This is a genomic window from Halomonas sp. BMC6, from assembly GCF_964204995.1.
In the GTDB taxonomy this organism is placed as follows: Bacteria; Pseudomonadota; Gammaproteobacteria; order Pseudomonadales; family Halomonadaceae; genus Vreelandella.
Window position 1 is genome coordinate 781,691 of sequence record NZ_CAXNSH010000001.1, and the last position, 14,101, is coordinate 795,791.

The following is a 14,101-nucleotide window of genomic DNA, read 5'->3' on the forward strand; positions in this document are numbered from 1 at the left end:
GCCCAAAAAGAGGCTTGTACCCATGACGTCACCGGGTTTTCCTAAGAGCTTATGGTAAGTTGTCCACAGGCGAAAAAGAGCCGCTAGCCCGTGTGGATAACCGTCTCGTTGGGCGCTACAATGGTCGGCCGTTTTCAACCGATGGTGAGATGAGTGTCACTCGCGCTTTGGCAACAGTGCCTGGACTACCTGCAGGACGAACTGAATTCACAGCAGTTCAATACCTGGATACGTCCGCTGCAGGCAGAAGAAGGAGAGACCAATGAGCTGCGCTTGTTGGCGCCGAATCGTTTTGTGCGCGACTGGGTGAGTGATAAGTACGCCAAGCGTATTAGTGAACTGATGCGCGAGCTGGCGCCCTCCAAGCCTCCCAAAGTCAGCTTGACGGTGGGTAGCCGCCGGGCCGCAGCCCCCGCCCCTCAGCCTCGCGATCTAGGCCATCCGGTGTCAGCTGCACCGGCGCAGCCAGCGTCGCCTGCAGTGCATACGCCGCCCCGGGGAGACATCGCCGACGAGCGTGAAATCGATCAACTGCGTGAAGAGAGCGCCGCCAATCGACGCGGTAATGAGCGTCAGGTTCAAGTCGAAGGCAGCTTGAAGCACAATAGCGGCCTGAATCCCAATTTCACGTTTGATACTTTCGTGGAAGGTAAATCTAACCAGCTGGCCCGTGCGGCGTCCCGCCAGGTGTCGGAAAATCCTGGCGGTGCCTATAACCCGCTGTTTTTATACGGTGGCGTCGGCTTGGGTAAAACGCACTTGATGCACGCTGTGGGCAATGCGCTGGCAGGTCGCCGGGAGAATGCTCGCGTGGTTTATCTCCACTCTGAGCGCTTCGTGGCCGACATGGTGAAGGCGCTACAGCTCAATGCGATCAACGATTTCAAGCGTTTCTACCGCAGCGTCGATGCCCTCCTGATCGATGACATTCAGTTTTTTGCCGGTAAAGAGCGCTCCCAGGAAGAGTTCTTTCATACGTTCAATGCGCTGTTAGAGGGCGGTCAGCAGATGATCCTGACCTCTGACCGCTACCCAAAAGAGATCAGCGGCGTCGAAGAGCGTCTGAAGTCGCGCTTTGGCTGGGGGCTCACCGTCGCCATCGAGCCGCCGGAGCTCGAGACCCGGGTAGCGATTTTGATGAAGAAGGCCGATCAGGCCAAAGTGGACCTGCCTCACGATGCTGCCTTCTTCATTGCCCAGAAGATTCGGTCTAACGTGCGTGAATTGGAAGGCGCGTTGAAGAAAGTCATTGCTGACTCACACTTTATGGGTAAGACCATCACCCAAGATTTTATCCGTGAGTCGTTAAAAGATCTTTTAGCGCTGCAGGATAAGCAGGTGGGGGTGGATAATATTCAGCGCACGGTGGCTGAATATTACAAAATCAAAGTGGCGGATCTGCTTTCCAAGCGGCGTTCACGCTCGGTAGCGCGCCCCCGACAAGTCGCGATGGCGCTGGCGAAAGAGCTCACCAATCATAGCTTGCCAGAAATTGGCGATGCGTTTGGTGGCCGTGATCACACCACCGTGCTGCATGCCTGCCGCAAAGTAAAAGCGTTGCAAGAAGAGAATGCGGATATTCGCGAGGATTACAAAAACCTTCTTCGTCTGCTAACCAGTTAACCTTTTTCGTTTACGCCTGCCAAGCGGCAGGCCTTTCAGGATAGAAAACCGGAGTTTCGATGAAATTTACCATTTCCCGAGAGGCGCTGCTTCGCCCGCTGACTCTGGTGGCGGGCGTAGTAGAACGGCGCCAAACGCTGCCTGTGCTCTCTAACGTACTGATTCAAGTAGAAGGCGACCAGGTCGCCCTGACCGGTACGGACCTAGAAGTTGAACTAGTAGGCCGCACGGTCGCCAGCCAAGTTGACCAAGCGGGCGCTGCTACGGTGCCGGCTAGAAAGCTGATGGATATCTGTAAGTCGCTGCCCGATCAGTCCGACATTCAACTGGCGGTCGAAGAAGGGCGTGCGGTTTTACGTAGCGGTCGTTCGCGCTTTACACTTTCTACACTTCCTGTGGCAGAGTTTCCCAATATCGAAGATGCCGACGGAAGTCAGGAGCTTAGCGTTCCCCGTGGCACGTTAAAGCATTTGATTGAGTCCACCTCCTTTGCCATGGCTCAGCAGGACGTACGTTATTACCTCAACGGCATGCTGCTAGAGATTCAGAGCAACCTGCTGCGCACGGTCGCCACCGACGGGCACCGGTTGGCGATGTGCTCGCGTCCTATCGAGGTCGCGGTCAGCCAATCCCAAAAGCTGATCGTGCCTCGTAAAGGTATTTTGGAGCTGTCCCGTCTTTTGGATGACAGTGACGAGCCGGTTAGTCTGACGCTTGGCGCTACCCATGTACGCGCCCATACGGGAGACTTCACGTTCACGTCGAAGCTGATCGACGGCAAGTTTCCGGACTACGAGCGCGTGGTGCCGCGTAATGGCGACAAAGTACTCATCGCCGAGCGTGCCGAGCTTCGTCAAGTGCTGTCGCGTACTGCTATTCTCTCCAACGAAAAGTACCGCGGGGTGCGCCTCTACTTGGAAGAAGGCAACCTCAAGGTCATGGCCAATAACCCTGAGCAGGAAGAGGCCGAAGAGAACGTCGCCGTGGAGTACAACGGTAGCGCCATGGAAGTGGGGTTCAACGTGGGCTATCTGGTCGATGTGCTCTCCGTGCTGGACGAAGAGCGGGTACAGATGACCCTAGCCGACCCCAACAGCAGTGCGCTGCTGGAAGAGCCAGGCGGTGGCGATGCGCTCTATGTCGTGATGCCGATGCGCCTGTAACGCACGGAAGGGAGTTGAAGAACGGCGCTTCTGGTTGCAGAAGCGCCGTTTTCGCATAGGGCACGTCTGCCGATTTGAACGGTCTTACAAGGTGCATTGACGGATGAGCGTGACACAACTCACTTTTCAGGGGCTGCGTAATTTAGCGCCGGTCACGCTTCATCCCTCATCGCGTATTAACGTGATCCATGGCGTCAACGGCAGCGGAAAGACCAGTCTGCTAGAGGGCATTCATATCCTCGGCATGGGGCGTTCCTTTCGCACTCGCCAGCTCAAAAACGTCATCCAATCGGACGCCCCCTATATGACGCTGCACGGCCGCTTGGCAGGGGATCCTGAGGTGACCCTTGGCGTGAGGCGTATGCGCGCTCAGCGTGAGTTGGAGCTACGCCTGAGGGGAGAGAAGGGCGTGAGGTTAGCCGAACTCGTCGAGGCCATGCCGCTGCAGCTCATCAATCCAGATGCATTTCGTTTGCTGGAGGGGTCGCCAGCAGGGCGTCGTGAGTTTTTGGATTGGGGCGTGTTTCACGTGAAACACCACTTTCTGGATGCTTGGCGTCGGACCCGGCGTGCGGTGAAACATCGGAATGCGCTTCTCAGGCGTGGTAGAATAGTGCCCAATGAAATAGCGGTTTGGGAGCAAGAGTTAGCACTCTGGGGCGAACAAATGGATGCGCTTCGCCAAGCATGGTTCAGCGAATTTCTCCCCATGTTCGATAAAACTCTGAAGACGCTATTGCCGCTACCGGGATTAACGTTGCGCTATGCCCGCGGCTGGGACAAGCAGCGCTCGTTGGCAGAAGTGCTGCACGATAGCCGTGATACGGACCAGCAGATGGGGTTTACCCAGCAAGGCCCTCAGCGTGCGGATTTGCGCATCCGGCTGAATAAACAGCCTGCCATTGAGGTGCTTTCCAGAGGCCAGCAGAAGCTCGTGGTGAGTGCATTGAAACTTGCTCAGGGTAGGCTTCTGGAAAGTACCGCACAGCGGCACTGTATCTATTTGATCGACGACTTACCGGCAGAGCTGGATGAGCATCACCGCCGCCAGTTCTGTACGTTACTCGAAGAGATGCAGTGCCAAGCATTTATTACCAGCGTCGAACCCACCGCGCTAAGCGACGTTTGGCAGCCTTCTACAGCCGTCGAGATGTTTCACGTGAAACACTCCGCGCAAGGGCTCAGCCAGTGCCAGCCAGATGGGTAGACGACACGGAACGAGACAGACTTCACGACGGAGTGGTCAATGAGCGAGCAGGCTTACGATTCATCAAGCATCAAGGTGCTCAAAGGGCTAGACGCAGTACGTAAGCGTCCAGGCATGTACATCGGTGACACCGACGACGGCACCGGGCTGCACCACATGGTTTTCGAGCTGGTGGATAACTCCATCGATGAAGCTTTGGCCGGTCACTGTAGCGAAATTCGCGTGGTGATCCACCCGGATGAATCGGTAACCGTGAGCGATAATGGTCGGGGGATTCCAACCGAGCTGCACGAAGGCGAGGGTGTCTCTGCGGCTGAAGTCATTATGACGGTGCTCCACGCGGGCGGTAAGTTCGACGATAACTCTTATAAAGTATCGGGCGGCTTGCACGGTGTGGGTGTATCGGTGGTGAACGCTCTCTCTGAAGAGCTGCGCCTGACGATTTGGCGCCAAGGGGAAGTGTTCGAGCAAATTTACCACCACGGCGTGCCGCAAGCGCCGCTAGGCGTCGTAGGCAAAACGGAAAAAAGCGGTACCCGCGTGCATTTTCGTCCGTCACCGGCGACGTTTGCCAATATCGAATTCCACTACGATATTCTGGCGAAACGCCTGCGCGAGCTCTCCTTCCTCAACTCGGGTGTGGCCATTCGCCTGATGGATGAGCGTAGCGGCAAAGAGGAGCTGTTCCACTATGAGGGTGGCTTGAAGGCATTCGTCGACCACCTGAATAAGAACAAGACTGTCCTCAACCCGGTCTTCCACTTTAATGCCGTGCGCGAGGATGGTGTCGAAGTAGAAGTGGCGATGCAGTGGAGCGATGCCTTTACAGAAAACATCTTCTGCTACACCAACAACATTCCTCAGCGGGATGGCGGTACCCACTTGGCAGGGTTCCGTGCTGCGCTAACGCGGACGCTCAACCACTATATCGAAGCGGAAGGCCTGCTGAAAAAAGCCAAAGTGAACACGTCAGGTGACGATGCGCGCGAAGGCTTGACGGCCATCATATCCGTCAAAGTGCCGGATCCGAAGTTCTCATCGCAAACCAAGGACAAGCTCGTCTCGTCCGAGGTGAAGACAGCGGTGGAGCAGGAGATGGGGCGCTTGTTCGCCGACTACCTGATCGAAAAACCCAACGAAGCCAAAGCCATCGTCAACAAGATGCTGGACGCCGCACGTGCTCGTGAGGCAGCGCGGAAAGCCAGAGACATGACGCGTCGCAAAGGCGCGCTAGATATCGCGGGCTTGCCGGGCAAACTGGCCGACTGCCAAGAGAAAGATCCCAGCCAATCAGAGCTTTACTTGGTGGAGGGTGATTCGGCGGGGGGAAGTGCCAAGCAGGGACGTGACCGTCGTACCCAGGCCATTTTGCCGCTAAAAGGTAAAATCCTGAACGTCGAAAAAGCGCGCTTCGACAAGATGCTCTCCTCCGCCGAAGTGGGGACGCTGATTACGGCGCTGGGGTGCGGCATTGGTCGGGAAGAATTCAATCCCGATAAGCTGCGCTATCACTCGGTCATCATCATGACCGACGCCGACGTTGACGGCTCGCACATCAGAACGCTGCTGCTGACGTTTTTCTTCCGTCAAATGCCGGAGCTCATCGAGCGTGGCCACATTTTCATCGCGCAGCCGCCGCTTTATAAAATCAAGCGCGGTAAGCAAGAGCTCTATCTGAAAGATGAGCAGGCGATGATCGATTACCTGACCACCACCGCACTGGATGGGGCAGGGCTGCACGTCAATGCAGACGCGCCTGGCATTACCGGGTCGCAGTTAGAAGCACTGGTCAATCAGTACCGTAACGTGATGAAGCGTATCGATCGCTTGGCACGGGTCTACCCCATCGAAGTGCTCAAGCAAGCCGTCAATGCGACAGCGTTGCAGGGTGAGGGCAGCTTGAAAGATCGCGTCACCATGGAAAACTGGATTGCCGAGCTGCAAAAAGCCATGGACGACATGGTGGCCTATGAAGGCGGCCCGCGCTATCAGTTCTACCTGCAAGAAGACACCGAGCGTGGCCTGCATCTACCGGCGGTATCGCTGATTGCCCACGGCGTCACCACGGAATATGTGTGGGGCCTGGACTTCTTCGAAAGCGCCGATTACCGCGCCATGGCAGGCTTAGGGGAAACCCTCAACGGCTTGCTGGATGAGGGTGCCTATATCGCCCGTGGTGAGCGCCAGAAGCCCGTTGCACACTTCTCTGAAGTGCTGACGTGGCTGATGCAGGAAGGCCAGCGTGGCCTCTCTGTGCAGCGCTATAAAGGGCTAGGTGAGATGAACCCGGATCAGCTGTGGGAAACCACCATGGATCCGGATAGCCGTCGTATGCTGCGGGTTACCATCGAAGATGCGGTAGCGGCAGATATGATGTTCAACACCCTGATGGGTGACGAAGTGGAGCCGCGTCGCGACTTTATCGAAACCAACGCGCTCGTCGCTAACCTCGATATCTAAAAAGTCTCTTCAATGTGTTTCACGTGAAACATTGAAAAGTAAAAACCGCAGGCGAAGCGCGCCTGCGGTTTTTTATATGTAGTTAAGACCAGCGTGAAAATCGCATCAAAAGGTTAGTCCAAGGCCTCTGATAATAGGTCGTCTACAAAGGCAGCCAGGTCTGCGTAGACCAGTGCGTGCTCCAGTCCGTCCCCTTTGGCGAGTGTCTTTTCCCCTTTACCCGTTTTCACGAGAACGCTACGGCATCCCACCGATTCACCCGCTTGCAGGTCGCGTAAGCTGTCGCCCACCATCCAACTGCCTTTCAGACTGGAAAGCGTTAGTTTGTCCTGTATCTCGGTAAATAACCCAGGAAGCGGTTTACGGCAGCCGCACTGATCATCGGGGCCATGAGGGCAGTAAGCGATATGGGCAATTTGGCCGCCTTCCGCTTCCACCAGCCCATGTAAGCGCTCATTCATAGTGTTCAGCGTAGCTTCATCGTAGAAGCCACGGGCGATGCCGGATTGATTAGTAGCCACCGCCACGGTAAAGCCTGCCTGGGTTAACCGCGCAATCGCGCGAATGGCAGATGGATAGGGGATCCACTCGTCCAAGGATTTGATATAGGCATCCGAGTCGTGATTAATCACGCCATCGCGATCCAGTATCACAAGCTGCTGAGCGGTAATCATGGGGCTCCTCTTATTGCGGTGGGCAAAAACGTCAACATTAGCGTAAGCCCTGAAGCGCGAATGAGCGAGTGTTTCACGTGAAACATTCATGTGTTAATAAAAAGCCCGACTTATCAAAAGCCGGGCTATCGGTTACGCCTTCAGAGCAGTCGACGCTCTAAATACTCATCGTGTCACTGGGGTAGCTGAGAGATATCGGCCACTTCCAGGAACAGCGCCTGCAGGCTGGCAAGCAGGGCAAGGCGGTTACGACGAATAGCATCGTCATCTGCCATGACCATCACCTGATCAAAGAAGGCATCGACTGGCTCGCGCAGCGTGGCCAGTGCGTCTAATGCCTGCTGGTAATCTCCTTTGGCAAACAACGGGGCTACCTGCTGCTGGCTAGCCGTGACCGCTTCAAACAGCGCTTTTTCCGCCGCTTCTTGAAGAAGCGAAGCTTCTACCTGAGTGCTGCCATCATGCTCCTGCTTGCTCAGAATGTTGGAGACACGCTTGTTGGCAGCGGCCAGGGCTGCGGCTTCTTCACGTTGAGCAAAGGCTTTGACGGCACGTAAGCGACGCGCAAAATCCAGCGGTTTGGTCACCGGGCGAGCACGAACGGCGAGGTACATCTCAGCAGAGATACCCTCCTCCTGGCCCCAGGCGCGGAAGCGGTCGAGTATGTAGGTCAACACGTCTTCTACGAGGCCCTCGGCTTTCGGTAGGCTCTGGTGTTGGTCAGCCGCCACTTGCAGCAGCTCGCGCAGGTCGAGGTTCAACTCGCCTTTCACCAGAATGTTCAGCACGCCAATGGAGGCGCGGCGCAGGGCGAAGGGGTCTTTCGCGCCGGTGGGGCGTTGGCCTATACCGAAAATGCCTACCAGCGTATCCAGGCGGTCGGCCAGAGCCAGCGCTTGGCCGGTCAAACTTTGCGGAATCGCGTCGCTGGCAAAGCGGGGTAGATACTGCTCCTCCAGCGCCTGGGCAACCTCCGCCGGTTCGCCATCCTGCTCGGCGTAGTAGCGGCCCATAATGCCCTGCAGCTCGGGGAATTCGAGTACCATCTCAGTGACAAGATCACACTTGGCTAATGCCACGGCACGCTGGGCGTGGGCCACATCGCCATGAATACGCTCGGCGATAAAGGTGGCGATGGCCGTGCTGCGGCGGGCTTTATCCGCCAGCGTGCCCAGCTGCTGCTGGAAGACCACGCTTTCTAATTGCGGAATGCGCGAGGCCAGCGTGTGCTTGCGGTCGGTATCGTAGAAGAAGGCCGCATCCGCCAAGCGTGGGCGAATGACCTTTTCATTGCCGGAGATCACCTGATCAGGGTCTTGGCTCTCGATGTTCGAGATAGTGATGAACAACGGCTTCAACTTGCCCTGATCATCCAGCAGGTGGAAGTACTTCTGATTGGCCTTCATGGAGGAGATCAGACACTCGGCAGGTACTTCCAGGAAGCGCTCGTCGAAGCTGCCGGTGAGCGCCACGGGCCACTCCACCAAACCGCTCACCTCGACCAGCAGGTCTTCATCGATGACGGCGTTGGCTTCCTGAACCTCGGCCTCGGCGAGCACCTGCACACGAATACGCTCGCGGCGCTGCTGGCGGTCGGCCAGAACGTAGGCATTCTCGAGTGCCGCTAGATAGTCATCGGCGTGCTCGAGTTGGATGGCATCCGGCGCGTGGAAGCGGTGGCCGTAGGTGGTGCGGCTGGCCTCTAGACCCAGTGCTTCAGCAGCAATGACATCGCTGCCATACAGGGCGACCAGCCAGTGCACCGGGCGCGAGAACTCAGCGCGTGATGCGCCCCAGCGCATGTTTTTGGGTACGGGCAGCGACTGTAGCGTTTTGCGAATCATCTCCGGCAGCAGCGCTTGAACGCTGTCACCCTGCTGCTGTTCGCGGTAGCCAAGCCAGGTGCCGTTGTCTGTTTCCAGGTGGATCAGCTCATCCACGCTGACGCCGCATGAGCGAGCAAAGCCTTCCGCTGCTTTGGTAGGGGTGCCATCTTTAAAGGCAGCGGCCAGCGCGGGGCCTCGGCGCTCCACTTCACGGTCTGGCTGCTTGTCCGCAAGTCCGGTCACCTGCACCGCTAAGCGGCGTGGGGTAGCAAAGGCAGTCACGGTTTGGAACGGAATTTCAGCGTCTTGCAAACCTTTCTCGATGCCTGCAGCAAAGGCATCAGAGAGCGCGTCGAGCGCCTTTGGCGGGAGCTCTTCTGCGCCTAATTCTAATAAAAGCGTATCAACAGCCATTATGCGTCTCCCTGATCGGCGAATAGCTCGGGTAACAGTTCACGGCGCAATGCCTCGGGGGCCATGGGGAAGCCTGCCACTTTGCGTGACTCGTAGTAGGCGGTGGCTACGTCACGCGCCATGGTGCGTACGCGCAGGATGAAGCGCTGGCGTTCTGTGACGGAGATCGCGTGGCGTGCGTCCAGCAGGTTAAACGTATGGGACGCTTTCAGCACCTGCTCGTAAGCGGGCAGCGGCAGGCTTGCGGCCAAGAGTTTGCTGCACTCTTTTTCCTGGTGATCAAACGCCGCGAAGAGCTGATCCACATCTGCGTGCTCAAAGTTATACGCAGACTGCTCGCGCTCGTTTTGCAGGTAGACATCGCCATAACTCACTTTGCTGCCGTCCGGCGCGATGGCCCATACCAGGTCGTAAACGCTATCGACGTTCTGCAGGTACATGGCGATACGCTCAAGCCCATAGGTCAGCTCGCCGGTGACGGGGTAGCACTCGATGCCGCCCGCCTGCTGGAAGTAGGTGAACTGAGTCACTTCCATGCCGTTGAGCCATACTTCCCAACCAAGGCCCCAGGCACCTAACGTGGGGGACTCCCAGTTGTCTTCCACGAAGCGCACGTCGTGGATCAGCGGGTCGAGCCCCAAACGCTTCAACGAGCCTAGGTAAAGATCCTGTAGGTTGCTGGGGGAGGGCTTCATCACCACCTGAAACTGGTAGTAGTGCTGCAGGCGGTTGGGGTTTTCGCCGTAGCGGCCGTCGGTTGGACGGCGGGAAGGCTGCACATACGCAGCGTTCCAAGTTTCTGGGCCAATCGCCCGCAGGAAAGTCGCAGGGTGGAAGGTGCCCGCGCCGACTTCCATATCGAGGGGCTGAAGGATGACGCAGCCCTGTTCTGCCCAATACTGTTGCAGAGCAAGGATCAAGCCTTGAAAGGTCGACACATCGGGTGTCGATTGGTTTGTCGAAACACTCATCGCGGAAAGCACCGTTGGCCATGAATTCATAAGCCGTCAAGTATACAATCACAGGCAGATGGGTTATAGGCACGTTAGCCAAAGAGCCGCTTTTGGTAAGGAGAACGAGATGATCGTGGTAACAGGCGGGGCCGGGTTCATCGGCGCCAATATTGTCAAAGCGCTAAATGCTCGTGGCCGTGACGATGTGATGGTGGTCGACGACCTACGTGATGGCACTAAGTTTGTCAATTTGGCGGACTGCACGCTGGCTGACTACTTGGATAAAGACGATTTCATCGCCCGCGTGAAAGCCGCGCTACGTGGTGAAACGGTGGACTTGCCCACCATCGATGCGATTTTCCATGAAGGGGCCTGTTCGGATACAACCGAGTGGGACGGGCACTATATGATGGAGAATAACTTCGAGTACTCCAAAGTGTTGCTCAACTACTGTGAAAAACTGGGTATTCCTTTTCTGTACGCGTCGTCAGCGGCGACCTACGGCGGCAGTGAGGTGTTTAAGGAAGCGCCGGAGTATGAAAAGCCGCTCAACGTGTACGGCTACTCCAAGCTGCTGTTTGATCAGCACGTGCGCTCGCGCTGGAACGAGCTGACTACGCAGGTGGTGGGCTTCCGCTACTTCAACGTTTACGGGCCGCGAGAGCAGCATAAAGGCAAGATGGCCAGCGTGGCGTACCACAACCACCTGCAGATTCGTAACGGCGAAACGCTGAAGCTGTTCGGTGCTTACGGCGGCTACGAGGCGGGCATGCAGAGCCGTGATTTTGTTTACGTGGGCGATGTGGTCGATGTAAACCTCTGGTTTCTGGATAACCCCAGTGCGTCGGGCATTTTCAACCTGGGCACTGGCCGTGCGGAGCCGTTCAAGGCGATTGGCGAAGCGGTCATCGACTTCTATGGCCAGGGCAAGATCGATTACATTCCCTTCCCCCAAGAGTTGAAAGGGCGCTACCAAAGCTACACGCGTGCCGATATTAGCCAACTGCGTGCGGCAGGTTGTGACGTGGAATTCAAAACCGTCGCTCAGGGCGTTAAGGCGTACTTGGAGTGGCTAAATGGCTAACTCTGCCAAGCGACTGCTGGTAGTAGGCCCCTCCTGGGTAGGCGATATGGTCATGGCACAGAGCCTGTTTATGACCTTAAAAGCGCGCTACCCGGGTGCCACCCTTGGGGTGGTCGCCCCCGCTTGGTCTCAGCCGATTCTTGAGCGTATGCCAGAAGTAGATGAGGTGTTGCCATTGGCGGTGGGCCACGGTGAGTTTGGACTGGCAAGCCGCCGCGAGCTGGCGGCCAGATTGCGCGGCCGCTTTGACCGCGCCATCGTGCTGCCGCGCTCCTGGAAAGCAGCGCTGGTGCCCTTTATGGCGCGCATTCCCGAGCGGGTGGGTTTTTTAGGTGAGCACCGCTACGGGCTGTTAAAAGAGCGCCGCAAGCTAGACAAGCAGGTGCTGGACCAAACCGTTAAACGCTTTGTGTCACTAGGGCTGCCTTTGGAGGAGGCGCAAACCGGTCAGTTTGCGATCCCCAAACCACGGCTCACCATTGATCGGGATAATTTGGTGAACCTGCGTCTTACCCACGCGCTGTCATCACGCCCCGCCATAGGCATGATGCCGGGCGCAGAGTATGGCCCGGCCAAACAGTGGCCGCTTGAGTACTTCCACCAACTGGCAGCAAGGCTAATCAAAGATGGCTTTGAGGTACGCGTACTGGGCGGGGCCAAAGATCAGGCGGCGGGGCAAGCCATTGTGCAGGGCTTACCCCACGCGCATAACCTATGTGGAAAAACGCAGCTAGCGGATGCGGTGGATTTGCTGGCCGACTGCCGTCAGGTTGTGACCAACGATTCGGGCCTGATGCATGTGGCAGCCGCCGTGGGCGTAAGAATCCATGCGCTTTATGGCTCCTCCTCACCTGCCTACACGCCACCGCTCACGAACAATGCGGTAATTCACTACCTGGGGCTCTCCTGCTCGCCGTGCTTTCAGCGAACTTGCCCCCTGGGCCACACCAACTGCTTAAATGAGCTAGACGTAGAGCGCGTTTACCAAGCCATGCGTGCTGACCGGCAGAACGCTAACGGGGTGATCGTTAGCGCATAATCTCTACTTCGTCGGCGAGATCGGCGGGTGTCTCTGTGACCTGTTCAGCGATGCTCTCTTCGCTTTCACGCCGCTGTGGGGCGAGCCCTTCCCAGAGTCGATGCTGGAGGGCTGTCTCCTCCCGTAGCCGCTCATTCAGCGTCTCAAGCCCATGAATTTCGACCAGCGTGGGCTGACTGCTCAGCAGTGACGCACCTAACCCGGCACGGTTATCGTTCAGCGGCAGGCCCATGGCATCCAAAATAGTGGGAAACACATCCAGCATGGTAGCGCTTCGACGCACCCGCTGTGGCCTAATGCCATCACCTAGCATGATGAGCGTATTGTCGCGATCCAGCGCGGTGAGTTGATCCCATACCGATACGCGCATGGTGAGATGATCACTTAACACTACGACCAGCGTATTCTCCAGTAGCCCCTCTTGCTCTAACTGTTCGATAAAATCACGCGCTTGGCGCGCAGAGCACTCCACCGAGTAGAGAATATCCTGACCATCGAATTCGCCCTGGCGGTCCTGGCAGGTTTGTGAGGGGAACCCACTAGGCGCGTGCCCCGCGATGCTCAAGTTCACCACCGCCCAGGGGCCGTTATCTTCTTCGTTCAGGCGGCGTATTTCGTCAGCAGTAAAGTCGTATAGCGTATCGTCATACAGCCCCCAGCTATTCACATACTCTGGGTCATCGAGTTCAGGCAGCAGCTCCTCTTTGCCTTTCACGGTATTGAACTGGTGGCCGCGATAGAAAAGCCCCTTCCCGGCAAACTGCGTGCTGGCACCGCCCAAAAAGCTAAGCCGATAGCCTTGTTCAGCCAGCACATCTCCCAAGCAGTCAACGCCAGGTACTACCTTGGAAAGCGGTTCAAACTGGCTATCGTGTAGAAGCCCCGCAGGCATAAGCGGCACGCCGCACTGGCTGGCGATCATCCCGGCCATGGTCCAGCCGGTATTCTCCATCTGGTGAATGCCCTCAAACACCAGCCCGCGTTCGCCCAGCGCGGTTAAGTCCGCATACGCATCACCAAACAGCTCGTTGCTGTAGGTGCGCTCTATGCTCTCTAAATACATCAGCAGTAGGTTGGGGGCATCGGGCTGGTCGCCGGTAGGCGGTGACACATAGCGGCGGTCGAGCCACGCGCCGTCGTCAGTCACAATGGCGGCACTGCGCTGGCCAATGCCGTAGAGCAGTGGGTTGGCCGCCAATAGCGCGATGGCAAAGAAGCGCTCGGTTAACCGCCAGCGCTGATCGTGGCGCGACAGCCACGTTACGGATGCCAGCACCGCCAGTACGGTGAGCGTGTAGGACAGTGCCAGCAGCATTTTACCTGCCCCGCCATGCTCCGCCATGCCCGCCTGTAAATGAAAAAACACCGCCCCGAGGTCGACGTTTCCGAAGCTGTCGGCCAAATAAACATAGATGCTAAATAGGCTAAGTGGCGCAAGCGACCACGGCCACATAGCCCGGTAGCGAGCATTGAGCGGTGCACCCCAACGCAGTTTTAGGCCGACCCCAATCCATACGGCTGCGGTCAAAAAGAGTGTCCACCAGGGCAGGCGAGTTAGCACAGTAACGGCATAGCCGAGGCTGAGGCCAATCACAACCAGAGGCAGCCAGGGGGTAAGTTTGAGTGACCTTAAGGCGGGCATGTATCTCCCTGCATAT

The 14,101-nt window shown here is 57.2% G+C and carries 10 protein-coding genes; 6 read left to right on the forward strand and 4 right to left on the reverse strand.

Going from position 1 to position 14,101, the window contains the following annotated elements:
* Positions 1–153 precede the first annotated feature (153 nt).
* From dnaA to gyrB, 4 genes are all read left to right on the forward strand, one after another.
* Positions 154–1,623 carry a chromosomal replication initiator protein DnaA gene (dnaA, locus tag AB6K10_RS03710; RefSeq protein ID WP_159340518.1) on the forward strand — a complete coding sequence of 490 codons (1,470 nt, stop codon included), beginning with the start codon at positions 154–156 and terminating at the stop codon, positions 1,621–1,623.
* 59 nt (positions 1,624–1,682) lie between these two features.
* Positions 1,683–2,786 (forward strand): DNA polymerase III subunit beta, encoded by a 1,104-nt coding sequence (dnaN, locus tag AB6K10_RS03715; RefSeq protein WP_253018755.1) that lies wholly within the window; start codon positions 1,683–1,685, stop codon positions 2,784–2,786.
* A 103-nt stretch (positions 2,787–2,889) separates the two neighbouring features.
* Positions 2,890–3,993: a DNA replication/repair protein RecF gene (gene recF / locus AB6K10_RS03720; RefSeq protein WP_339118011.1), complete on the forward strand. Its 1,104-nt coding sequence runs from the start codon at positions 2,890–2,892 to the stop codon at positions 3,991–3,993.
* 39 nt (positions 3,994–4,032) lie between these two features.
* Positions 4,033–6,453 carry a DNA topoisomerase (ATP-hydrolyzing) subunit B gene (gene gyrB, locus AB6K10_RS03725; protein ID WP_159340521.1) on the forward strand — a complete coding sequence of 807 codons (2,421 nt, stop codon included), beginning with the start codon at positions 4,033–4,035 and terminating at the stop codon, positions 6,451–6,453.
* A 113-nt stretch (positions 6,454–6,566) separates the two neighbouring features.
* Here gyrB and gmhB read toward each other — a convergent pair whose 3' ends face one another.
* The 3 genes from gmhB to glyQ form a co-directional block, all read right to left on the reverse strand.
* Positions 6,567–7,127, reverse strand: a complete 561-nt coding sequence (gene gmhB, locus AB6K10_RS03730; RefSeq protein ID WP_339118012.1) for a D-glycero-beta-D-manno-heptose 1,7-bisphosphate 7-phosphatase — start codon at positions 7,125–7,127, stop codon at positions 6,567–6,569.
* A 173-nt stretch (positions 7,128–7,300) separates the two neighbouring features.
* Positions 7,301–9,367, reverse strand: coding sequence for a glycine--tRNA ligase subunit beta (gene glyS / locus AB6K10_RS03735; protein ID WP_339118013.1), 2,067 nt, complete (start codon positions 9,365–9,367; stop codon positions 7,301–7,303).
* The gene (gene glyQ, locus AB6K10_RS03740; RefSeq protein ID WP_044628560.1) at positions 9,367–10,338 is read right to left on the reverse strand and encodes a glycine--tRNA ligase subunit alpha; all 972 of its coding nucleotides are present in this window, start codon (positions 10,336–10,338) and stop codon (positions 9,367–9,369) included. Before glyQ ends, glyS begins: the two co-directional genes overlap by 1 nt.
* A 109-nt stretch (positions 10,339–10,447) precedes the next feature.
* Between glyQ and rfaD the strand changes: the two genes are divergently transcribed.
* Together rfaD and waaF are read left to right on the forward strand one after the other, a co-directional pair.
* Positions 10,448–11,404, forward strand: a complete 957-nt coding sequence (rfaD, locus tag AB6K10_RS03745; RefSeq protein WP_044628559.1) for an ADP-glyceromanno-heptose 6-epimerase — start codon at positions 10,448–10,450, stop codon at positions 11,402–11,404.
* Positions 11,397–12,443 (forward strand): lipopolysaccharide heptosyltransferase II, encoded by a 1,047-nt coding sequence (gene waaF / locus AB6K10_RS03750; protein ID WP_062361526.1) that lies wholly within the window; start codon positions 11,397–11,399, stop codon positions 12,441–12,443. The genes rfaD and waaF overlap by 8 nt, the downstream gene beginning before the upstream one ends.
* Here the strand turns inward: waaF and AB6K10_RS03755 are convergent.
* On the reverse strand, positions 12,433–14,085 hold the full coding sequence (locus AB6K10_RS03755; protein WP_339118014.1) for a sulfatase-like hydrolase/transferase: 1,653 nt from the start codon (positions 14,083–14,085) through the stop codon (positions 12,433–12,435). The two genes, waaF and AB6K10_RS03755, sit on opposite strands and share 11 nt — an antisense overlap.
* Positions 14,086–14,101 lie beyond the last annotated feature (16 nt).